The sequence below is a fragment of the Rhodobacter sp. CZR27 genome (genome assembly GCF_002407205.1).
GTDB lineage: Bacteria > Pseudomonadota > Alphaproteobacteria > Rhodobacterales > Rhodobacteraceae > Cereibacter_A.
Genome location: NZ_CP023548.1, coordinates 1,908,728 through 1,930,099, shown reverse-complemented (window position 1 = coordinate 1,930,099; position 21,372 = coordinate 1,908,728). Strand labels below are relative to the sequence as shown.

18 protein-coding genes are annotated in these 21,372 nt (G+C 67.2%); 14 read left to right on the top strand and 4 right to left on the bottom strand.

The annotated features are described in order from the left end of the window. Positions 1 to 163 precede the first annotated feature (163 nt). The 3 genes from CK951_RS09390 (at position 164) to CK951_RS09380 (ending at position 6,052) form a co-directional block, all read left to right on the top strand. Positions 164 to 3,499 (top strand): M10 family metallopeptidase C-terminal domain-containing protein, encoded by a 3,336-nt coding sequence (locus tag CK951_RS09390; RefSeq protein WP_096785895.1) that lies wholly within the window; start codon positions 164 to 166, stop codon positions 3,497 to 3,499. A 91-nt stretch (positions 3,500 to 3,590) separates the two neighbouring features. After that, positions 3,591 to 3,995, top strand: coding sequence for a hypothetical protein (locus tag CK951_RS09385; protein ID WP_157764536.1), 405 nt, complete (start codon positions 3,591 to 3,593; stop codon positions 3,993 to 3,995). Between the two features lie 311 nt (positions 3,996 to 4,306). Next, positions 4,307 to 6,052 carry a PhoX family phosphatase gene (locus CK951_RS09380; RefSeq protein ID WP_096785893.1) on the top strand — a complete coding sequence of 582 codons (1,746 nt, stop codon included), beginning with the start codon at positions 4,307 to 4,309 and terminating at the stop codon, positions 6,050 to 6,052. A 177-nt stretch (positions 6,053 to 6,229) separates the two neighbouring features. Here CK951_RS09380 and CK951_RS09375 read toward each other — a convergent pair whose 3' ends face one another. Beyond that, positions 6,230 to 6,850 (bottom strand): hypothetical protein, encoded by a 621-nt coding sequence (locus CK951_RS09375; protein WP_096785892.1) that lies wholly within the window; start codon positions 6,848 to 6,850, stop codon positions 6,230 to 6,232. A gap of 196 nt (positions 6,851 to 7,046) precedes the next feature. On the opposite strand from CK951_RS09375, the gene CK951_RS09370 reads away from it, so the two are divergent. Then, the gene (locus CK951_RS09370) at positions 7,047 to 8,546 is read left to right on the top strand and encodes a pyruvate kinase (RefSeq protein WP_096785891.1); all 1,500 of its coding nucleotides are present in this window, start codon (positions 7,047 to 7,049) and stop codon (positions 8,544 to 8,546) included. A gap of 74 nt (positions 8,547 to 8,620) precedes the next feature. Here CK951_RS09370 and CK951_RS09365 read toward each other — a convergent pair whose 3' ends face one another. The 3 genes from CK951_RS09365 to CK951_RS09355 form a co-directional block, all read right to left on the bottom strand. Continuing rightward, a complete protein-coding gene (locus CK951_RS09365; protein ID WP_096785890.1) occupies positions 8,621 to 9,277 on the bottom strand; it encodes a class I SAM-dependent methyltransferase in 657 nt (218 codons plus the stop codon). After that, positions 9,274 to 10,524: a DUF3419 family protein gene (locus CK951_RS09360; protein WP_096785889.1), complete on the bottom strand. Its 1,251-nt coding sequence runs from the start codon at positions 10,522 to 10,524 to the stop codon at positions 9,274 to 9,276. Before CK951_RS09360 ends, CK951_RS09365 begins: the two co-directional genes overlap by 4 nt. A 702-nt stretch (positions 10,525 to 11,226) precedes the next feature. Continuing rightward, the gene (locus tag CK951_RS09355) at positions 11,227 to 12,600 is read right to left on the bottom strand and encodes a DUF6538 domain-containing protein (RefSeq protein WP_157764535.1); all 1,374 of its coding nucleotides are present in this window, start codon (positions 12,598 to 12,600) and stop codon (positions 11,227 to 11,229) included. Positions 12,601 to 12,865: 265 nt separating this feature from the next. On the opposite strand from CK951_RS09355, the gene CK951_RS09350 reads away from it, so the two are divergent. The 10 genes from CK951_RS09350 (at position 12,866) to CK951_RS09305 (ending at position 21,330) form a co-directional block, all read left to right on the top strand. Beyond that, positions 12,866 to 14,116: a site-specific integrase gene (locus tag CK951_RS09350; RefSeq protein ID WP_096785887.1), complete on the top strand. Its 1,251-nt coding sequence runs from the start codon at positions 12,866 to 12,868 to the stop codon at positions 14,114 to 14,116. Next, positions 14,109 to 14,438 carry an ECF-type sigma factor gene (locus CK951_RS09345; protein WP_096785886.1) on the top strand — a complete coding sequence of 110 codons (330 nt, stop codon included), beginning with the start codon at positions 14,109 to 14,111 and terminating at the stop codon, positions 14,436 to 14,438. Before CK951_RS09350 ends, CK951_RS09345 begins: the two co-directional genes overlap by 8 nt. A gap of 76 nt (positions 14,439 to 14,514) precedes the next feature. Beyond that, positions 14,515 to 14,706 (top strand): AlpA family transcriptional regulator, encoded by a 192-nt coding sequence (locus tag CK951_RS09340; protein WP_096785885.1) that lies wholly within the window; start codon positions 14,515 to 14,517, stop codon positions 14,704 to 14,706. Positions 14,707 to 14,787: 81 nt separating this feature from the next. Beyond that, the gene (locus tag CK951_RS09335) at positions 14,788 to 15,336 is read left to right on the top strand and encodes a hypothetical protein (protein WP_096785884.1); all 549 of its coding nucleotides are present in this window, start codon (positions 14,788 to 14,790) and stop codon (positions 15,334 to 15,336) included. 341 nt (positions 15,337 to 15,677) lie between these two features. After that, positions 15,678 to 16,727: a bifunctional DNA primase/polymerase gene (locus CK951_RS09330; protein ID WP_157764534.1), complete on the top strand. Its 1,050-nt coding sequence runs from the start codon at positions 15,678 to 15,680 to the stop codon at positions 16,725 to 16,727. Continuing rightward, entirely contained in the window at positions 16,727 to 17,851 is a 1,125-nt protein-coding gene (locus CK951_RS09325; protein WP_096785882.1) for an AAA family ATPase, read from the top strand. Before CK951_RS09330 ends, CK951_RS09325 begins: the two co-directional genes overlap by 1 nt. Further along, complete coding sequence (locus tag CK951_RS21665) at positions 17,848 to 18,210, top strand: helix-turn-helix domain-containing protein (RefSeq protein WP_232520600.1); 363 nt, start codon at positions 17,848 to 17,850, stop codon at positions 18,208 to 18,210. Before CK951_RS09325 ends, CK951_RS21665 begins: the two co-directional genes overlap by 4 nt. Further along, positions 18,207 to 18,407 carry a hypothetical protein gene (locus CK951_RS09315; protein ID WP_096785880.1) on the top strand — a complete coding sequence of 67 codons (201 nt, stop codon included), beginning with the start codon at positions 18,207 to 18,209 and terminating at the stop codon, positions 18,405 to 18,407. Before CK951_RS21665 ends, CK951_RS09315 begins: the two co-directional genes overlap by 4 nt. A 75-nt stretch (positions 18,408 to 18,482) precedes the next feature. Next, positions 18,483 to 19,703, top strand: a complete 1,221-nt coding sequence (locus tag CK951_RS09310) for a phage portal protein (RefSeq protein WP_157764533.1) — start codon at positions 18,483 to 18,485, stop codon at positions 19,701 to 19,703. Beyond that, positions 19,690 to 21,330, top strand: a complete 1,641-nt coding sequence (locus CK951_RS09305; RefSeq protein WP_096785878.1) for a phage major capsid protein — start codon at positions 19,690 to 19,692, stop codon at positions 21,328 to 21,330. Before CK951_RS09310 ends, CK951_RS09305 begins: the two co-directional genes overlap by 14 nt. Positions 21,331 to 21,372: the final 42 nt, after the last annotated feature.

Here is a 21,372-nt window from a genome sequence, read left to right as displayed (position 1 = left end):
GCCATCGGGTCCGCTGCGAAAGGCGCATCCCTGCCGAGCCTTCCGCGCCTGATGGCGGGAAACCCCACGCTCCTCACGGTTCCATGAAAAATCCGGGAACACCGCACGCGCGCCATCGTTGGCCAGCCCAGTCGAGACCGCCCATAGCAAAGGAGAGCAAACGATGCCGTCTTCCCTGCAGGCCAGCGACCGGTGGTGGATCAACGACCAGACGCCCGACAACCCCTACGGCAAGAGCGAGGACTACGAGGCCTTCCTCGATTATCTTGGCGCGCTGAACCGCAGCCTCACGCCCGAGATCGCGGCAGAGCCGTTGAGGATCAACCTCCACGAGCTCAACGACCATCCGGACTACAAGGCGGCGGCAGTCGGGGCGTTGCAGACCTGGTCCACCGTTACCCCGCTGCAATTCGAGATCGTCGACGACGCACCGTTCGACAGCGCGACCGACTGGATGGAAGTGGTGAGTCCCGAGCTGGGAGAGCCCAGCGACGGAAGCGCGTTCTCGAGCGACCGCTATGTCAGCATCGGCCAGCGCTTCCACGATACCGAGCCGAATCCGACGGACATCGGCGGCTATGTGTTCGACTCCTTCATCCACGAGTTCGGACACGAGTTCGGCCTGAACCACCCGGGGCTTTACAACTATAGCGGGCCCGGCGGCGTCCAGATCAACTACCTGAACAACGCGACCTGGATCTACGACCGCCAACAATACAGCGTCATGTCCTATTTCGACGGGATCGACGTGGGCGAGACCAGCCGCTGGTCGGCATCAACGCCGCTGATGGCCGACATCGAGGCGGTGATCCGCCGCTTCTTCTCGACCGTGGACGAGAACGGGACACGGACCTACCAGACGATCAACCTGAACACGGGCGACGACACCTACGGCTTCGGCAGCACGGTCTATGGCTACGAGCTGACTTCGTCCGGCATAGAGCACGACATCGGCTTCGTGATCCACGACACCGGCGGGATGGACACCATCGACTTCACGGGATCGACGGCCGGAACCATCCTGGACCTGCGCCCCGGCCACTTTTCCAGCGTCAACGGCCACAGCAACAATGTCGCGATCTTCGCGGGGCACAACGCGGACCAGTCCGGCTACCGGATCGAGATCGGCATCGGCAGCCGGCATGACGACGTGCTGATCGGCAATTCCGGCGACAATGTGCTGAACGGGCGCAGCGGCGCCGACCGGATGGCGGGCTACGGCGGCGACGACACCTATTTCGTCGATTCCGCCGACGACATCGTCCGCGAGAGGGAGAATGGCGGCACGGACACGGTCATCGTGGTGGCCCGCGGCCTGGACGTCGGGCAGATCGCGAATGTCGAACGCATCATCTACGCCGACGGACCGACCGTCCGGCGCAACACCGAGGGCAACGCGCCCCAGCCGGCAGCCGGCGTCGCGCTTGCCAGCATCCTTGTCGGCGAGGCGGGCGCGGATACGCTCAATGGCGGGGCGGGCGGCGACACGATCTTCGGCCTCGGCGGCGCCGACCTGATCATCGGCGGCCGCGACTCGCTGGCCAGCCGCGACATCAACAACACGATCGACGTCGAGGATCTGGAAGACCAGACCGAGAGCGACGACGGCGACGACGCGCTCTACGGCGGGGCGGGTGACGATACCATCAACGGCGGCGCCGGGAATGACAGCCTGATCGGCGGCGACGGCGACGATGTGCTGCGGGGGCAGGACGGCGTCGACGTGTTCCGGGGCGGCGCGGGCACCGATACGGTGGATTATGGCCGCGAAAGCCCGTTCCAGTTGCTCGTCAACCTCCAGACCAATGTGGCGAGCGGCGGCACGGGATCGGGCGACACCTTCTACAGCATCGAGAACCTGATCGGGTCCGACGACCGGATCGACCGCTTCATCGGCACCTCTGCCGACAACCACTTCTGGGGTCGCGGCGGCGGCGACTACTTCAATGGCCGCGGCGGCGACGATGTGCTGAACGGCGGCAACGACGGCGACATCCTGTATGGCGAGGCCGGCAACGACACGGTGATCGGCGGGGCCGGGCAGGATTACCTGAACGGCGGCCGGGGCGTGGATACTGTCGTCTACGCGGGCAGCTCCGCCGGCGTGACCGTCGATCTCGGTGCCGGCACCGCCAGCGGCGGCGATGCCGATGGGCCGGTGCAGATCGTCGGGCGCGGCACGGCGATCCGGCACGACATCCTGGCGGGCTTCGAGAATGTCCTGGGCTCCTTCCACGACGACCGCCTTGTGGGTGACGGCCGCGCGAACGGGCTGTCGGGCGGCTCGGGTGACGACACCCTGACCGGAGGCAACGGAGCCGACACCCTGAACGGCGGCGCGGGTCGCGATACCGCGGACTACAGCGGCGCGACCAGCGGCGTCACGCTGGTCCTGGGGCAGGGCGGCTCCGAGGGAGACACCTACCGCTCGATCGAGAACCTGGCCGGGTCCGGCCTGCGGGACCGTCTGGTCGGCGACCGCGCGGCCAATGTGCTGACGGGGCAGGGCGGTGCGGACAGTCTGTTCGGCCTTGGCGGCGATGACACCCTGCTGGGCGACTTCGCCGAGCAGGACGACGTGCCGCGTCCGGGCCTCGGCACCGGATATGCGACGCTCGGCCCCGAGGCGACCAACAACTCGGTCGCGACGGCCTTCGACATCTCGGACAACTTCTCGCTGGCCGCCGATCCCGACATCTTCGATTCGACCACCGTCCTGCACACGACGGTCAATGCGACAGGGAACGGGGAGGGCGGATACTATCGCATCGAGCTGGCCGCGGGCACCGTCATCTCGATCGATATCGACGGGATCGCCGACCCTGACGTTCACGACAGCTGGGTCAGGCTGCTGAACAGCGACGGCGAGGTGGTTGCCGAGAACGATGACGGCGGCGGCGACCCCGGCTCGGTCACCAGCCGCGACTCGAGCACGGTCTATACCGTCGAGGAAACCGGCACCTACTACATCGTCGAGGGGAGCTGGACGCCCACGGCTCCCGGCAGCGGCTGGACCGAGGCCGTGCCCGAAGGATCGACCTACAAGCTGAACGTGTCGGTGGAATTTCCCCCGGCACCGGTCGAGCCGGGCGTGGCCAGCGCCGACCGGCTGGTCGGGGGTAATGGCAGCGACCTGCTGGACGGCGGGCTAGGCAGGGATACGCTGTTCGGCGGCGCGGGCGAGGATTCCTTCCGCTTCTCGACGGCGCTGGGCGCGGGCAATGTCGACCGGATCGGGGACTTCGACGTCGCCGACGATCTGATCCTTCTGGCCTGGGATGTCTTCTCGGAGATCGGCGAGGCCGGCGCCCTGGCCTTCGGCGCATTCCACCGGAGCGCATCGGGTGCCGCGCAGGATGCAAACGACCGCATCATCTACGACACCGACAGCGGGATGCTCTCCTATGATGCCGACGGTTCCGGCGAGACCGAGGCGATCCGGTTCGCGCGGGTGAATCCCGGCCAGAACATCTCGGCCGCGGACTTCTATGTCATCTGACGAGTCCGGAGGGGGACCTGCGGGTCCCCCTCCTTCGCGCAGGTCCGGTCGCCGGAATGGTCCGGCGCGGGAAGTTCCGGTGGAGGTGTGCATGAAAGTTCCAGCCCATTACCGAAGGTTCGTTCTGATTGCGGGAACCGCGGCGATCGCGGGGATCGCCGAAGTCTCGGCGCAACCGGCGGACATCCGCGGAACCATCGACTACGAGGGTGCCGCCCGCATCCCGGCGGGCACCATCGAGATCCGGATCGACGATCCCTCCAGCCCGCACGGGCAGCAGGGTCGGGATGCGGCAACGCGCCTCGACAGCGACGGGGGGGCGAGGACGCTGGACTTCACCCTGACGTCGCCCCTGATCGCCGAGGCGTCGCCGGCTGCCCGGATCGTTGCGGAACTGAAACGCGCGGATGGCTGGCTGCTGTCGCGCGGCAGCGCCAAGTTGACCGCCCACACGCCTGTTCGCATCACGCTCTTCACGGCCATGTATCAGCCCTGACGCGATGCGATCCTCGCGCGGGTGGCGACGACTCGCGCGACAGACCGACCCTCTGGTCCTGAATGCGGCCGTCCAAGCGGATGAAATCGTGCCGGGGCCCGCCTTCGAACCCAGACCGGACGGCTGCGCGCCATACGGCGCGGCGGACCCAGCTTGTGGCCCCGCCTGAGGACGGGTCCCAAGCCACGGAATGCCGGCCGAGCGTTCTGCGGCAGGAGGCGAGCGGGCAGGCTCCGCCCTCGGCTGTCACATCCGTGATGCAGAAGCGAGTCTATGGACAGCGTGACATCCACCGGGACAAGGAGACGTCCATGACTCTGCGCAGCCAGCTTCTCGCAGCCAGCGCCCTGATCGCCGCCCCGATCCTCGCCCATGCCGGCGAGATCGCCTTCGCCCCCGTGCCCTTTGCCGCCGATGACGCGGCACGGCGCGCGGTGCTCGCCTCCGACCGCGTCACGATCGACGGCAAGGACTACAGCATCGGCTACACCACCCTGGCCCGGTCCGGTGACCGGTTCGGCGATGTCGTCTTCGCGGCGCTGACCGACCGCAAGGGACAACCGGTGAAATCCGAGGACGGATCCGGGGATGTCTCGGTCGATGCCGACTTCACCTCGCTCCTGCGCGTGGGCGGGAAGCTCTTTTCGGTGACGCAGTTCGAATCCCGCCCGGGTGCGATGTATGTCAGCGAGCTGAAGCAGGACGCGGACGGGAAGCTTGCGCCGATCTCGACGAAGCCCGTGGACTTCTCGGCCTTCGGCGGCCTCTGGGTGCCCTGCGCGGGTTCCGTCACCCCGTGGGAGACCCATCTGGGATCCGAGGAATACCCCGCCGATGCGCGCGAGATCGCGGAGGCGACCGCGCTCGACCAGATCGACGACTACAACTTCCCCATGGTGCGCTACGAGGGGCTGGAGCCCGCGACCATGACCCTGGAGCAGTTCCGGGCGGCCTACAAGCCCTACCGCTACGGCTTCCCGACCGAGGTCACGGTGGCCGAGGATGGCACCGCGACTCCCGCCAAGCATTTCGCGATGGGCCGCGTGGCGGTCGAGCTGGCCAAGGTCATGCCGGACCGCAAGACCGTCTACATCTCGGATGACGGCACCAATGTCGGCCTCTTCATGTTCGTGGCCGACACCGAGGGCGACCTGTCGGCGGGCACGCTGTTCGCCGCGAAGTGGGTGCAGACCTCGGACGAGGGCGCGGGGGCCGCGACGCTGGAATGGATCGACCTCGGCCATGCCGACGATGCGACGATCCGGGCGGCAATCGAGAAGGGCGTGCAGTTCCCGGACATCTTCGAGACCGCCGACATGGCCGAGGACGGGACCTGCCCCGAAGGCTTCCTGTCGTCGAATGCCGAGGACCGGGCGGAATGCCTGAAGGTCAAGCCGGGGATGGAGGCCATGGCCTCGCGGCTGGAGACGCGCCGCTATGCCTCGATGCTGGGCGCCACCACCGAGTTCCGCAAGATGGAAGGCATCGCCCACGATCCGGACCACGCCAGGCTCTACCTTGCCATGTCCGAGGTCTCCAAGGCGATGGAGGGCGGCGCGAAGCAGGACAGGGGCGGGCGCGACGACATCCGGCTGGCGAAGAACTCCTGTGGCGCGGTCTATGAACTGGAGCTTGGCAAGGATTTCCGCGCCACCTCGATGAAGGCGCTCGTCGCGGGCAAGCCGGCCGACTACGCCGCCGACGCGCCCGAGGCCGGCAACACCTGCGACGTGGACGGGATCGCGAACCCCGACAACATCACCTACATCCCGGGCTACGATACGCTGATCATCGGCGAGGACACCGGCGAAGGCCACCGGAACGATGTCGTCTGGTCGATGAACCTTGCCGACGGCAAGCTGACTCGGATCTTCTCGACGCCCTACGGTTCGGAAAGCACCTCGGTCTACTGGTATCCCGACATCGGCGGCCACGGCTACCTGACGGCGGTGGTCCAGCACCCCTACGGCGAATCCGACGAGGACAAGCTGTCCGATCCCGCCGATGCCCGCGCCTATGTGGGCTACATCGGCCCGTTCCCCGCGATGGGCAAGTAACGCCCGACGGGGGCGGGGCCGCAAGGCTCCGCCCCCTGACGTCCGGGACCGCGTGAGGCCCCGGCAGCCTTTCCGCCCGATCCGGCCCGCCCCCATCGGACGCCGGACTCTGTCTCGCCGTCCTCTCCCGCCCCGGCTTGCAGGCAGGGCCGTGGCCTCCTCCCGGCGCGGTGAAGGTCAGGGCGTCGTGTCGTCGGCTGGCGCGGGTGCGCCCTCGAGCGTTGCCGCATCGCTTGCATGGCGCTGAAGGTAGGCGCGGATCAGCAGCTGCTCGACCTGCGGCAGCCGGGTGCGCGGGCCCATCATGCGGAAGTAGTCCTTCCACTCCTCGACACTGTATTTCCCGGGTGCGCGCCGCGGATGGCAACTGGTGCAGCGCGAGCGGTAGGAGGTGAAGGCCCTTTGCCACAGCGCCCCGGGATCTTCGGTCAGCACGGCCGGATCGAGCCAGCCCCGCAGCTCCGCCCGCGTCCAGCCGTCGGGGCCCGGCGAGAGGTGCCGGGTCAGAAGATCGGGTGCCGTGATCCGCGCGAGTTCGACCGCCGGGCTGGCGCTGGCATAGAGGACGCGGCCCTCCGGGTCCGTCCAGCCGCTCAGCATCACCTCCACCCGGCCCGCCCGCTCGGGGCCGAGCACGCGGACGGGGCTTGCGATCAGGATCTCGGCCGCCGGTTCAGGATCGTCGGGCAGCCTTTGCAGGACCGTGCTGTCGGTAAGCCAGCCGGAACCCGTCTCCGCCGCCGATGCGACAGGGGAGGCAAGAAGGAAGGCTGCCAGAAGAAGACCCGTCAGGCGCATGGATCGATCCGTTGCTGTCCGTACCGGTGTCTAGGGCATCCGGATGTCGGAAGCATGACGGCGGGCCGGCCCTTGGGTTGATCGCGGACCGCGGCAAGGGCTCCGGAAGGCCGATCCGGCGGGGGCGGCACCCGTCACGGAACCGTCGTGAACGGGTGCTAGCTGCGGTGGCGCATTCAGGCGAGGGAACCGGATCATGGATGGAATCGTCAGGTCGGACCAGCCGGCGGCGGTGATGTGCCGGAGGGGACTGGCGCGCGCACTGCATGGCGACCTTGCGGCGCTGCGGGATGACCTTCTTGCACGCTCGGACGCGCGGATGGCGCAATGGGAGCCGGCGATCCGGCGCGACGCCTTCCGTCCGTCGGCGCGCAATCTGGCCGACTGGCTTGCGCTGCGCGAGACCGACCTCACCCCGCTGCAGGGACCGCTTGCGCGCCTCGGTCTTTCGACGCTGGGCCGGCTCGACGGCCATGTGCGGCCAAGCCTCGCGGCCGTCCTTGCCGCGCTGGCCGACATCGGGGGCGAGCCTTCGGACGAGGTGCCCCCCGCGGCGGAGGGCGAAAGCCTCGCCGAGCGGCGTGACGCGCTGTTCGGCGCCCGGTCGGAGGGACCCTCCACGCGGATCATGGTGACGCTTCCGGCCGAGGCGGCCGGCGATCCGCGCCTCGTCCGGTCGCTGGTGGCCGAGGGCGCCGATGTCTTCCGCATCAACTGCGCCCATGACGGGCCGCAGGAGTGGGCCGCGATGGTGGCCCACATCCGCGAGGCGTCGCGCGCATCGGATCGGCACGTCCCGATCTCGATGGACCTCGGCGGGCCGAAGTTCCGCATCGCGGAGCTGTCGACCGAGCGCAAGACCCGCCTGTTTCCCGGCGACCGCCTTGCCTTCGCGGCCTCCACTTCGGCCGGGCCGAAGCACCTGATCCGCGCGACGCTGAGCCATCCGGCGCTTCTCGAGGCGCTGACCGAGGATGCCGAGGTGACGATCGACGATGGCCGGCTGCGCGCGGTCGTGGTCGGCCTTGCGCGGGATCATGCGGCGCTCGAGGTCCGCCACGCCCCGACCAAGGGCTTCAAGATCAAGCCCGGGAAGGGGGTGAACCTGCCGGGGCGCAACCTCCGGGTCGAGGCGCTGACGCCGGCGGATCACGCCGCCCTCGATTTCGTGGTTCCGCATGCCGATCTGGTCGCCTTCTCCTTCGTCCAGACCCCGGCCGATGTTCAGGCGCTGGTCGCCGCCCTGCGCGAGCGGGCGGTGCCGGGCCGTCCGCTGCCCGCGATCCTGCTGAAGATCGAGACCCCGCTTGCGCTGCGCAACCTGCCGGAGCTGATCGTCGCGGCGGGGGCCGAGCTTCCGGTGGGCGTGATGATCGCCCGCGGCGATCTGGCGGTCGAGATCGGCTTCGAACGCTTGTCCGAGATCCAGGAGGAGATCCTTTGGCTCTGCGAGGCGGCGCAGGTTCCCGTGGTCTGGGCGACGCAGGTGCTGGAGGGCATGGCGAAGGAGGGGCAGGCCAGCCGGGCCGAGGTGACGGATGCGGCGATGAGCCAGCGCGCGGATTGCGTCATGCTGAACAAGGGGCCGTTCATCCTGCCGACCGTGGCCTTCCTGCGCGGCATCCTGCTGCGCATGGACCGGCACCACGCCAAGAAGTCGGACCGGCTCGGCCCGCTGCACCTCTGGGCCCGGTAGCCGGTCCGCTGCCTCAACCCTGCGGCGGCGGATCCGGCGCCGTGCCTGCCGTCGCCTCGTCCCCGACTTCCGCCTCAGCCCTGCGGCCGCGGGTTCGTCGCCCGCCGGATCATGCCGCGGCGGGCATAGCCCCGGAACAGCGCTTCCGACCGGTGGGTGCCGCCGATGCCGGCGGCCGCCTGACCCAGAGCCGCGTCGAGATCGTCGCGCGGCTCGACATGGAAGCGGCCGATCCAGCCGCGCAGGCCGGCCCGGAACCAGCGCGGCAGGCCTGCCTGGTCGCCGAAATCCACCACATGCACCTCGCCGCCCTCCGCGAGATGCGACGCGGCATGGCCGAGGGCCATGCGCCAGTCCGGGATCATCGACAGCGCGTAGGAGATCACGATCCGTTCAAACCGGTCGGTGCCGAACAGCACCTGCGGATCGAAGCGGGTCGCGTCGCCCTGCACCAGCCGGGCCCGCCCGCCGAGGCGGCCGCGGGCTGTCCGCAGCATCTCCTCGGAAATGTCGAGGCCATGGAGGCGCACGCCCGGCCATCGACGGCCGATCAGGTCGAGGTTGCGCCCCGTGCCGCAGGCGATCTCGAGCACCCGGGCGCCCGGCGGCGGATCGAGCGCCGCGATCAGCTCGTCACGGCCGAGCAGGAAATACCTCCGCGTCACGTCGTAGATCCGGCGCTGGTGGCGGTAGGTGGCGTCCATCAGCGCCGCGTGGGGCAGGCGGGTCATCCGGCGCGCCGCCGATAGATGTGGAAGCCGCCGTAGATCGCCGAGCGGTCGGCCTCGTGGCAGGCGCGGGCGGTGACGCGGTCGCTCTGCCATGCCGAGAGCAGATCGGACGGCAGCTGGCGCGGCAGGATGTCCGGAGCGCCGCCGGTGCGGAAGATGACCGTGGCCCCGGGCGCCGCCGTGCGGGTGATCTCGCGCCAGAGATCGGCGAGCTGGGTCCGCGTCATCCAGTCCTGCGCGTCCAGCAGCGAGAAGCCGTGGATCGTTCCCGCCGCCTCGCCCGCCAGCGCCGTCGTCAGCGACCGGTTGACCACCTCGGCTCCGGCCGCGTGGACGCGCAGCGCGTCGAAGGCGGCGGGCTCGAGATAGGGCGGCAGCGCGCCCTCGCCGGGCTCGGGGTAGCGGCGAGTCAGTGCCTGCCAGGCGAAATAGTTCTCGCGCAGCGGGAAGTCGCAGAACAGGCGCCGCAGCCGCTCGCGCAGCACCGGCAGCACGTCGCCGTCGCCGTCGTCGGCCAGCAGTTCGTATTGCGCGGGCGGTATGCCGAGGCCGAACAGCGCGGCCGGATGACGCGCCAGCGCCTGCACGAGGGGCGAGGCGAACAGCGGATCGACATGGCCGTTGAACCAGGCGCGCTGCTCGTCGATCGTGCGGCAGGCAACGAGCCCGCGCAGATCGGTCCCGCCGAGCCGCGCCACCAGATGCGCCGCCCCGATGAAGCGGCCGAGCGCCCCGTGGCGGTAGAAGCCGCGGGCGAACAGGCCGATCCGCCGGCCCAAGGGCGTGCGCGCCTCCCACCAGGCGCGGGTCGTGGGGTCGAGGTGCGGCGCGAGGTGGCGGTCGTAGGCGCGGACATTGGCGGCGCGATCGGCGCGGCCGAAGAAGTCGAAGAAGGCGTCGTGGTCGGGCAGGTGCCGGGCGGCGGCAAGCTTCAGCCGCCCCAGCGCGACATGGGCGGGCGAGAGGTCGACGGCGAGCAGGCTCGCCGGCCCCGCGGTCAGGTAGGACATCATGTTGCACCCGCCCGAGGCGATGCAGACGAGGCGCTGACCCGGCGCGATGGCCAGAGCCTGCATGTCCACCAGCGGATCCTCCCAGATCTGCGGATAGACGAGGCCGTGGAACAGCCGCGAGAACAGCCGCTCCATCATCCCCTCGGCGCTGAGGGGACCGCGGCGGTGGATGGCCGCTCCGATCTGGCGCGCAGCGGTCGGCGCGGGATCGGGACGCGAGGTCATGTCAAGCATGATGAAGCCTTTCACTCGTGGATGCGTTCGGGCCGCGCAGGGGCGGCGTCGGCGGGATGCGTCGGGCGTCCTGCAGGCGGGGCCGAGGCGGACCATGCGGCCCCGGGACCTGGGCCATGCACGGGCATCGCGGGATGGTCCTCGCGGGTGCGGAACGGGACTGTCGGGCCCTGCGACCGCCCTGTCTTCCAGCGGATCGTCCTTGCACGCGTGCGGAACGGGATCCCGTCAGCGCGTCCGTCGGCTCGGAAGCTCGTCTCCGGGGTCGAGCGCTCGAAGCGGGTGCGATCGCCGGCCGGTCGGAACAGGCAAGGCAAGTGCGTGGTCTCGCGCGCCCGTCCTCGCGGCCGCCGTTGGTGCAAGGCGAGCCACCCCGCCGCGAGGTGCCGGGGGACCTCCGCGGTCTCGGATCGTCGGCTCATGCCCGGGCGACCGCGCGATTGGCAGCCGGAGCCATCGCCCAGGCCTCTGCGCCATCCAGAGGGCTCAGCCTGCCTCGCTGCGGGAAGGGCGGATGCCGAAGGTCAAGGAGCTCGCCCGACACGACGTTGGCCCCCGCGGAGTTGTGCCGCAGGAAGTCGACGAGCCGGTCGGCGGGGCCTCCTCGCGATCCCGGGTCACGGTCGGCGAGAAAGAGCGTGCGGTGACACCGCGGTGTGGGAGGCAAGTCGCTCATGAAGGTTCCGTCGGATGAGTCACAGGTCACGCCCACTCCAATGGCGGATCTTGGCCACGGTTTTGTGACGCAGACCGGCCGTTTCCCTCGGCAGGCAGTCGGCGCCGGCGAGCACCGCTGGCTCGCGGCTGGCTGTCGAGAGCCTTTCCGCTACGTCCGTGGCGTTGTTCCAGATCCTGCCGACGCGTCGCTGGACTCCAGATCCATGGATTTTGGCAGGTGGCATGATTCAGGCTCCGCAAGGAGAGCTTGCCGCTGAGCAACCCTTTCCGCCTGACGGACGCGCAGACGATCCGGCGGCATCGATCGCGGAAGCTGTGGCGCAGGGAGTGGACTGACACGCCTTTCAGTCCGTTCACGTCCAGCCACTTGTTGAGCGTCGCCGACGCGCTGTTCGTGCGGCTGGTCTCGCCGTCGTTGTGGCTTGGAAAGGCGAACGGGCTGGCCGAGGTCGTGTCGAAGATGCGCTGAGACGCCCAGAGCGCCTCACCCATGAGCGGGACGACACGCTTGCTGCTGGCGTTCTTCAAGCGCCGCCAAGGGTGCGGCTGGATGAAGACGGCAGGCACTCTGTCGACCACGCGGAAATCAGACCTGAGCAAGCCGACAGTTTCCCCAAGCCGCAGCCCGGTGTCGGCGACAGCGCGAGCAGCCATCGGCGCTCGTCGTCCGGGTCGCGGCAGAGCGTGTTCAGACGCTGAAGCTGAGGCGTCGAGAACGGCTGGCGCTCCGATGTTCCGGCCTTGGCATCCACGTAGAGCTAGCTGAACGCCGTCGTCTGCAGTGCGCCCGCTTCTGACGCCGCGAAGCTCAGCCCGCACGGTGTTGATTTTGCGGATGATCGTGCTCCCGGCCACGCCCGCATTCACGAGATGATCCCGGAACTTGCAGGCGTCGGAGCGTGTGTAGCCGTCCACCGGTTTGTCCCCGCAGAGCTTCACGAGCAAGGCAGAGACCCGAGCCACGGCGTTGTGGAAGCTCTGCGGACGCGCGCGTCCGGTCAGTGCGACATACCGCCCCACAGCGTCCGAGAGCACCGGCAACGCTTCCGACTCGGGGGCAGCGGCAGCGGATGCCGTCTGTTGACCAGAAGATTCGCCCGCGCGTGTTTCGGAGCGTGGTTCAGACGGTTCGGGGACGGTTCGGAGATACCGGGAGAGCAGCGTGTCGTGCTGCATGCGGAGGTCGTGCCAGTGCCGGTCGAGTCGTGCGGCGAGTTCGCGTGCCCGCACGACGGCGGCGTCCTGGGATCGCGTCCGCAGGGAGAACGAGATGCGCCTCGTGGTGTGGAAGCGCTCCAGGTCGCGCGGGACGCGCCGCACGAAGTAGAAGACGCCGGATTTCTTGAAGGTGAAGGAGCCGTTCTTGTTATACGGCTCGTGCACGGATGAATGGTCCACTTCTTTGCCCTCGCAAGAAGTTGCCACTTATCCGCCACTTAGCAGGATTATTTGGCTCCGGCGGTACGGATCGAACCTACGACCAATTGATTAACAGTCTATTTTCCGGGCCTAACGGCGCATAACGAAGAAAAACTATCGGCACCCATAGCTCGTTGAGGCGCCAATAAAAATTGGCTTTTTCGGCTATCGCCGCATAACATCGGGGAACAGAGGGTATCCGCTACTCTGTTCCCCAGATTGTTCCCCCGGAGGACCAGTTGACATGAAGCTGAGCGCCGCAACCGTCGAGAAGATCAAACCGACCGACAAGCGACAGGAGATCCCGGACAGCCTCTGCGTCGGGCTTTATCTCATCGTCCAGCCGACCGGGAAAAAGGGCTGGCAGGTCCGCTACCGGCATGGCGGGGTGCATCGGCGCATGTCTCTCGGCGCGTTCCCGATGCTGTCCCTTGCGGATGCGCGCGAGCGTGCCCGGCAAACCCTGGCCGCGGCAAGCGCCGGCACCGATCCGGCAGCGGAGGTCAAGGCCGCCAAAGCTCCGAAGCCTGAGAATGACCGCGACAAGATCAAGACCCTGATCAGCCAGTTCGACAAGCGGCACCTGTCCAAGCTGAAAAGCGGCGACGTGGTGCGGCGCGAGCTTGACCGCTTCGTGGTCGCGGCATGGGGCGACCGCGATATTCACACGATCACCAAGCGCGATGTGATCGGCCTGCTCGACGGCATCGCGGACAGTGGCCGCGTGGTGACCGCGAACCGCGTCCGCGCCTACCTGAACAAGTTCCTCGGCTGGTGTGTCGAGCGGGACATTCTGGCGACAAGCCCGGCGACCGGCGTGAAGCCGGTGGCAAAGGAGGCCAGCCGCGACCGGGTGCTGACCGACGACGAGATCCGGTGGTTCTGGGCGGCCTGCGAAGCCGAGGGCTTTCCGTGGGGGCCGGTCGGCAAGGTGCTGCTTCTGACGGGCCAACGGCTAAACGAGGTGGCGCAAATCACCGACAACGAGATCCGGGGCGATCTCTGGCACCTCTCGGCAGACCGGACGAAGAACGGCCGGGTGCATGACGTGCCGCTCGCAGAAGCCGTGATCGCCGTCCTGGATGGCGTGGAGCGCGTGACGGACGGGGAGGGCAGGGCGCGGTTCATCTTCACCACGACCGGCCGAACGCCCGTCAGCGGCTTCTTCAAGGCACGGGCGACACTGGCCGAGGCCATGACGACGATCGCCAGCAAGGAGCGGGGGCAGCCTGTCGAAATCCCGCGCTGGACGTTCCACGACCTGCGCAGGACGGCGGCAACCGGAATGGCGCGCCTCGGCATCGCCGTCCGCGTCACTGAGGCCGTCCTGAACCATGTGAGCGGGACCGGAGGCGGGATCGTCGCCGTCTATCAGCGGCACGACTACGCCGACGAGAAGCGGCAGGCGCTGGAGGCTTGGGCGCGGTTCGTGGCGTCGCTGGTGGAGGGCAAGACGGATAACGTGGTGAGGCTGGAGGCGCGAGCGAATGGCTGATCTTCGCGCCCTCTTCCTCGCGACCAGACGCGATGGCATGAAGCTCGCCGACGATCTGGCCGAGCGGCGAGCGCGAGCCTGCGAGATCCTGCGATCTGGCGAGCCAATCGACCAGGAGATCCGCAACGCCATCGCGGATCTGCTCGACGGCAACCGCGGAAAAGGGCAGCCGAGCCGGCCGCCGTCGAAATGGTGGGAGGTCGGAAAGGCGAAAGAGGAAGGCATGTCCGTCGCTGAAATCGCGGACGTGCTGGGTCTGACCACGCGGACAGTCGAACGTGGCCTGGCCTATTATCGCCAAGCGGCCGAGGCCGCCAAGTAATCGGAATTTCTTGTCGTAGCGGCATCGTCCTGCACCCGTCATATATGCGCCATAACGCGATATAACGGGGCACGACATGACCGCGAAACTGATTACTTCTGCAATGGTCCGCAGCATCTGCGGCAACGTCAGCGATATGACTTTGTGGCGGTGGCGGAACGATTCAGCGATGAATTTCCCGCGCCCAATTTACATTGCCCGCCGTCGTTACTGGCGGGAGGCGGATATTCTGACTTGGATTGAAGAGCGGGCAAAACAGGCGGCGTGATGGGTGGCAGAATATGTCACCCACGCGGGTGGACTTCCTAAAGTGGTTTGTGGTAGTTTCATACCATGAAAGGAGATCTACATGCCCAGCCTTAGAAACCTGATAGACGACATGATTGTCGTCACGCGCGAGCCGGAGGTGAAAGTAACCACCATCGCCCGCGCGCTTCAAATCGCAGGAATGCTGCCGACCAGTCGCGGAAAGGCGATCGCAGATGTTGAACCTGAGCACGTCGCGGCGCTGATTACCGGAATTGCTCTGGCGCCGCTGGCGAAAGACGCAGCGGAGGCAGTTGCGCGATATCTGGCGCTACGTCCTGCCGGTCTGCCGGACAGCTATCCGGGCGAGGTGCTGACCGCGGGCGACATGCTCGCCGGCATCATCGCCACCATCGGATCGGAGAACCCCAAGCGTGAAGGCATGATGCGCCAGACGATCGCCTTCGGCATCACGTCGCCGGCAGTCGAGATCCGCGACGAGTCGGGCGCGATGATCGCCCGCTTTCTCGAACGAGGGACTGATCCGCAACGGCGGCCGGGCGTCTTCTGGCGCGAGGCTTCGGTCTCGTGCGCCCTCTTCGCCTTCCTCGGCGCCGGCAACGGGCGCGCCGGCGCCTACACCTGGGAGTGATCCATGAGACTTGAAATGCGAACGCCCGGTGAGGCGCTGCAACGCCTCGACCGGGCAAGCGGCCACGGAACTTTGCCAAACCCCAGCGACCTGCAAAAACGATACAGCACGTTTTCGCGCATGTCATCACCCGATGCCGTTCGCCGGGCGAAAAACCAATGCGCGACCTGCGCCTTCGCGGTGCGGTGGGGCGAACCGCACGTTTCACCGCCGTCCGTTACTGCCCTCGACTGCCGCGTTTGGTTCACCGTCCGCATTTGCGCCCTGCCGTCTCAGGCCGGGGCGGCTCGCGAGCGGCTTGTCAACTCGTGGTGGACCTGCGGGCGCTGGAGGTTCTGGCGATGACGTGGGCTGATACCATCGAGTTGCGGGCGCGCCTTCACGGCAATGGCTGGCGGATCGTGCCTGTGGACGAGAAGTCGAAGGGGCCGCTCTTTGCGGCTTGGCCTTCGTTCCAATACGACCCATCCCGTCCCGAGCCGATCATTCCGCGAACGCGGAACGCGCAAGGCGCCCCCACTGCGCTGCCCCACGCCGGGACGGGCGCAATCACCAGCGGCTTTGTTGGCGTCGATATCGACATTGACGACCCGAGTCGCGCGGACGCCGCCCGCCGGGCGTTCGAGATGGTTGCCGAGTCGGCAGTCATCGTGAGGCAGCGCCAAGGCAGCGCGCGGCGGATGCTATTCTACGGCGCTGGAGAAGGCGTTGAGGGTCTTTCCCGCTCAATCGGCGATGATGCCGCCAAGGTGGAGATCTTCGCGAACCATCCAGGCAGGCAGGTGATGATCCACGGCCGGCATCCGTCGGGTGCGGTGCTCGAATACGAGGGCGATGCGCCCGAGGATTGGAACGTGGCCGACCTACCGCGGCTCGATTGGGCGACGCTGAATGCCGCCTTCAAGGCCGCCCTGGAAGCTGCTGGGATCAGGATTGACGGCAGCGTCGATCGCAATGCCGAAAGCGTGCGAGGGCTGCGGGCGGACGACGAGATCCGCGAGGCTCTAGGCGAACGTCTTCACCGGATCTTCAGCGGCGCGAGCGTTCATCGCGCATCGAAAGAGGCCGCCGACATGCTCGCGCACAAGCTGGGCCTCGACGGCGATCAGACTGCGGCCGTTCTGGCCGCCGTGGCGATCGCTGCCCGTGCGGTCAGTCCGGCCCACGGCGAGCGGTATGACGAGATGTTGCGCAAGGCCGACAGTCGCGGCGGCTGGTATGCCTCCCGTGCCGCGGCACAGCCGACCGACCCCGACGCCTACGGCTACTGGGCCGTGCAGCGGATGAACGCGATGAAACGTGCTTGGCGGCTACTGCCGGCTGGTCTGCAAAAACAATTTCTTGAGGCCGCAAGGGATGCCGAGGCAGCCGCGAAAGGGGGAACCGTCTAATGGTCGCACTGCCAAATCCCTTTGAGGATCTGTTCGCCGATGGCGTTGAGGCTCTGACGGTGGCGCCACAAGCTGCGCCGGCCATGAAGCCGAAGTTCGAGTTGGTCCGCGTCTCGGACATGGAGTTCCGCGAGCCGGAGTTCCATATCGACGGCATCCTCGAAACGTCCAGCTTTGCACTGATCTTCGGCGATCCTGGGTGCTGCAAGTCTTTTGTTGCCATCGGTATGGCGTGCTGCGTAGCTTGTGGCGTTCCATTCCATGGGCGGGAAGTTCGGCAGGGGCCGGTTATCTATATCGCCGGTGAAGGTCACAGCGGCCTTACAAGGCGCGTTAAGGCGTGGGAGCGCCAATCTGGCGTCGCAACCGCTAATGCACCTCTATTCTTCTCTAAAATGGCGGCGGATTTTCTTGACGCGAACTTTGTCTCGCTTGTTGCGGAAGTGGTGGATTCCGTGGCCGCAGCAGAGGGTCCACCGGCGTTGATCATCATTGACACTCTGGCGCGAAACTTTGGCTCCGGCAATGAGAGCGCACCCCCAGATATGAACGCCTTCGTTAATGCCGTGTGCGCGGTTACTGCCCGCTACGACAAATGCACCGGCCTCGTTGTCCACCATACCGGACACGCCGAAAAGATGCGAGCACGGGGATCGATGAACTTGAAAGCTGCGCTTGATGTCGAATATCGCGTCGAGAAGGATGGTGACGAAGTCCGCGTGGTCAATACGAAGACCAAAGACGCGGCGGTGCCGCCGGATATGCACTTTGTTCTTACGCCCGTCGATGTGGGCGTCACGAAAGAATGCGAGGTCATCACTAGCGCCGTTCTTGTGGAGCGCATGGCATCGGGGCAGCCTAAGAAAGCGCCGCGCCTAATGGGTGACGCCCGCATTGGCTTCGACACCTTCAACAAGGTCCGCCGCGAGACTTGCGGTGCGATGGAAGACCTTTCCGCGTCTGTCCATGTCGATGATTGGCGACGCGCATTCTACGCAGCGCACACCGGCGACAACCAGGATGCGAAGAAGGTCGCATTCCAGCGCGCCCGGAAGAAGCTCGTGGAGTCCGGATGGCTGTCCGTCCATGACGACCATTACCGACTTGCGAGGCTCGAAACATGACCGGAGCACACCGGAACAAGACGGAACACGAACGGAACAATGTTCCGGTGTGTTCCGGAACAACCGGAACACACACCTATGGTGTGTTCCGTGTGTTCCGATCAGAGGCGACGAAGTGCGCTGACAAAGCCATCCAGCAAGGGAACGAACAAATGGCAGATCAACCCCCGCTCGACGCCATCAACAGCGCCCCGGCAGGGATATGGGGCCTCCCTGCGATCGCCCAAGCCCTCGGGATCAGTATCGACACCGCTCGCCGCTGGGCACGCTCTGGCAAGGCGCCGATCCGCCAACCGGGCGGTGGGCGCTACTACGCCGACCGCGGCGAACTGGCAGAATGGCTCGGGGGGCGCCAATGAGGGAACTGCCTCCGCAAATAGTCGAGACCATCCAGCGTGTCGCCGAACTGTCGCCCTGGACCGTGGAAACCGCCGACGAAATGGCCAGCGATATTTTCGATCACGTTTACCGCGGCCTCGGTGACGTAATTCTCGCCCTCAAGGCCCGCGCGCTTTACGGCGCCGCTTTGGCGGCAAAGGAGGATGGCGGATATTAAAAAGCCCGCTGCAATGTTTTGCTAGGGTTTGCCATCTTTATCAATTAGCGCCCCTGCTGTAAATTAGGCGAGTAATTGCACGGGGGCGCAATGCTTCGCCTTTTTAAATCCCGCTCTGAAACGAAATCCGGCGTGGCCAGTCCATCGCCGGAATTGATCGCCTTGTTCGGCGGCTCGCCTTCCGCGGCCGGTGTGGCAGTCACGCCCGAAACCGCACTCCGCTGCCCGACCGTCTATGCATCGGTCAAGGTGCTGGCCGAGAGCGTCGCGCAACTTCCGCTGCATCTCTATCGCCGCACTGCTGACGGCGGGAAGGAACGGGCCACCGATCACCCGCTTGCCGAGATCCTGCACGACCAGGCAAATGACTGGACCAGTGCGGCCGAGTTCCGGCTGTTCATGCAGACGCAGGTGCTCCTGCACGGCAACGCCTTCGCCTTCATCAACCGGACGGGCGGGAAGATCACCGAATTGATCCCGCTGCAATCGTCGGCTGTCGAAGTGCTGACCGACGCTGTCACTATGGAGCCGAGCTACCGCGTGACCGCGAGCGACGCCACGCAGCGCGAATTTGCCCGGACGGAGATCCTCCACCTGCGCACGCTGGGCACATCGCCCAACGTGGGCCTGTCGCCGATCATGCAGGCGCGCGAGGCGATCGGTCTGGCGAGCGCGATGGAGTTGCACGCGGCCAAGCTGTTCGCCCAGGGCGCCCGGCCGTCGGGCGTGTTCAAATATGCCAAGACGCTGGGGCCGGAGACGCTGCGCAAGCTGCGCGACAGTTTCAACGCAGCCCATGCCGGGGGCGAGAACTCCGGCCGGACCCTGATCCTCGAAGACGGCATGGACTTCGTGCCGGTCTCGTTCTCGTCGGTCGATCTTCAGTTCCTCGAACTGCGCCGCCATCAGGTCGCCGAGATCGCCCGCGTGTTCCGCATCCCGCTTCACCTGCTTCAGGAGCTTGAGCGGACGACCCACAACAACGCCGAGCACATGGGGCAACAGTTCCTGACGCTGACGCTCCTGCCGTGGCTGAAGCTCTGGGAAGGTGCGATCCGCCGCGCGCTGCTGACGCCCGAAGAGCGGACGACCTACCACGCCGAGTTCCTGGCCGACGACATCGCCCGCGCTGATCTGGCCGCGCGCTTCGAGGCCTACGCGAAGGCCGTCACCAACGGACTTTTGTCGCCGAACGAGATCAGGGCGGCCGAGAACCGGGCGCCTTACGCGGGCGGCGACCAGTTCCGGCTTCCTTTGAACACCGAAGACGCAGGGGGCGCCCATGGAGCGGCTTGACCTTGAAATCAAATTTCAATCGACCGAGGCCGGTCTCATCGCCGGCTATGCCTCGCCCTTCGGCGGCGAGCCTGACAGCGCGGGCGACGTGGTCGCGCGAGGCGCCTACGCCGCAAGCCTGAAGGCGCACCGGGAGGCGGGGACGATGCCGCTCCTGCTCTGGCAGCACGACCCGACGCAGCCTGTCGGGCGCTGGCTCGACATGCGCGAGGATGAGAAGGGCCTGCATGTCACTGGCCGCCTCGTGCTGGAAACGATGCGGGGCGCCGAGGCCTATGCGCTGCTGAAGGCTGGCGCGCTGAACGGGCTATCGATCGGCTACCGGACGAAGCGGGCCGAGCGCCTGCCGGGCGGGGCGCGCCTGCTGACCGAAATCGACCTCATCGAAATCTCGCTCGTGTCCATCCCGGCGGCATCGTCCGCGCGGATCACCAGCGTGAAGACTGCCGCCGTCGCGGCACCATCCGCCGCGCGTGCGGCAAGCAACAGGAGCCGGATCATGGCTGATGAACAGAAGGCTGCCGCGCCTGAAGCGGCGAACGACATCGAGGACCGCATGACGGCGGTCGAAGAGACCGTGGCGAGCCTCGACACCCGCCTCGCCGCCGTCGAAGAGAGCGTGGGCAACGTCGTCAAGGCGGCGGGCCGGATCGAACAGAAACTGGCGCGGCCGGGCATCATCACCAAGGCCGAAGAGCCGGGCGAGATCCAGACCAAGGCCTTCGGCGCTTACATCAAGCACGGTGACGCGGCGGGCGCGGAACTGAAGTCGCTCGACATGGCGACCAACGGCGGCGGCTACCTCGCGCCGAGCGAGTTCGTCAAGGAAGTGGTGAAGAACCTCGTCCAGTTCTCGCCGATCCGGCAACACGCCCGTGTCATCAGCATCGGCGCGGCCGAGGCCCGGATGCCCAAGCGCACCGGCACGCTCACCGCCGCGTGGGTCTCGGAGACCGGCAACCGCTCTTCGACCGATCCGACCTATGGCGAGATCGTGCTGACCCCGCACGAGGCCGCCTGCTATGTGGACGTGTCGAACGCGCTGCTCGAAGACAACCAGTACAACCTTCAGGGCGAGCTTGCGGCGGACTTCGCCGAAGAGTTCGGGCGCCTCGAAGGCGCGGCCTTCGTCTCGGGCACCGGCACCGGGCAACCCGGCGGCATCCTGACCGACACGTCGGTTCCGAAGGTGGCCAGCGGCGCGGCGGCGGCAATCTCGGCCGACGCGATCATCGGCATGTTCCACGCGCTGCCGGGCTTCTACGCGGCGAACGCGGTCTGGGGCATGAACCGCTCGACCATCGGCGCCGTGCGCAAGCTGAAGACCAGCGACGGGCACTTCCTCTGGGCCGAAAGCCTGGCCGAGGGCAACCCGCCGACCATCCTGGGCCGCCCCGTCATCGAACTGCCGGACATGCCCGACGTGGCCGCGAACGCGCTGCCGATCCTCTTCGGCGATCTGAAGCAGGGCTACCGCGTGGTGGACCGGCTGAGCCTGTCGGTCATGCGTGACCCCTACAGCCGCGCCACCAACGGGCAGACGCGCTTCCATGGCCGCCGCCGTGTCGGGGGCGACGTGGTGAAGGCCGAGGCGATCCGCCTGCTGAAGGTCGCCACCAGCGTCTAAGCGATCCAGGCGGGCCGGGGCTTCCCGGCCTGCCGCTCTTCC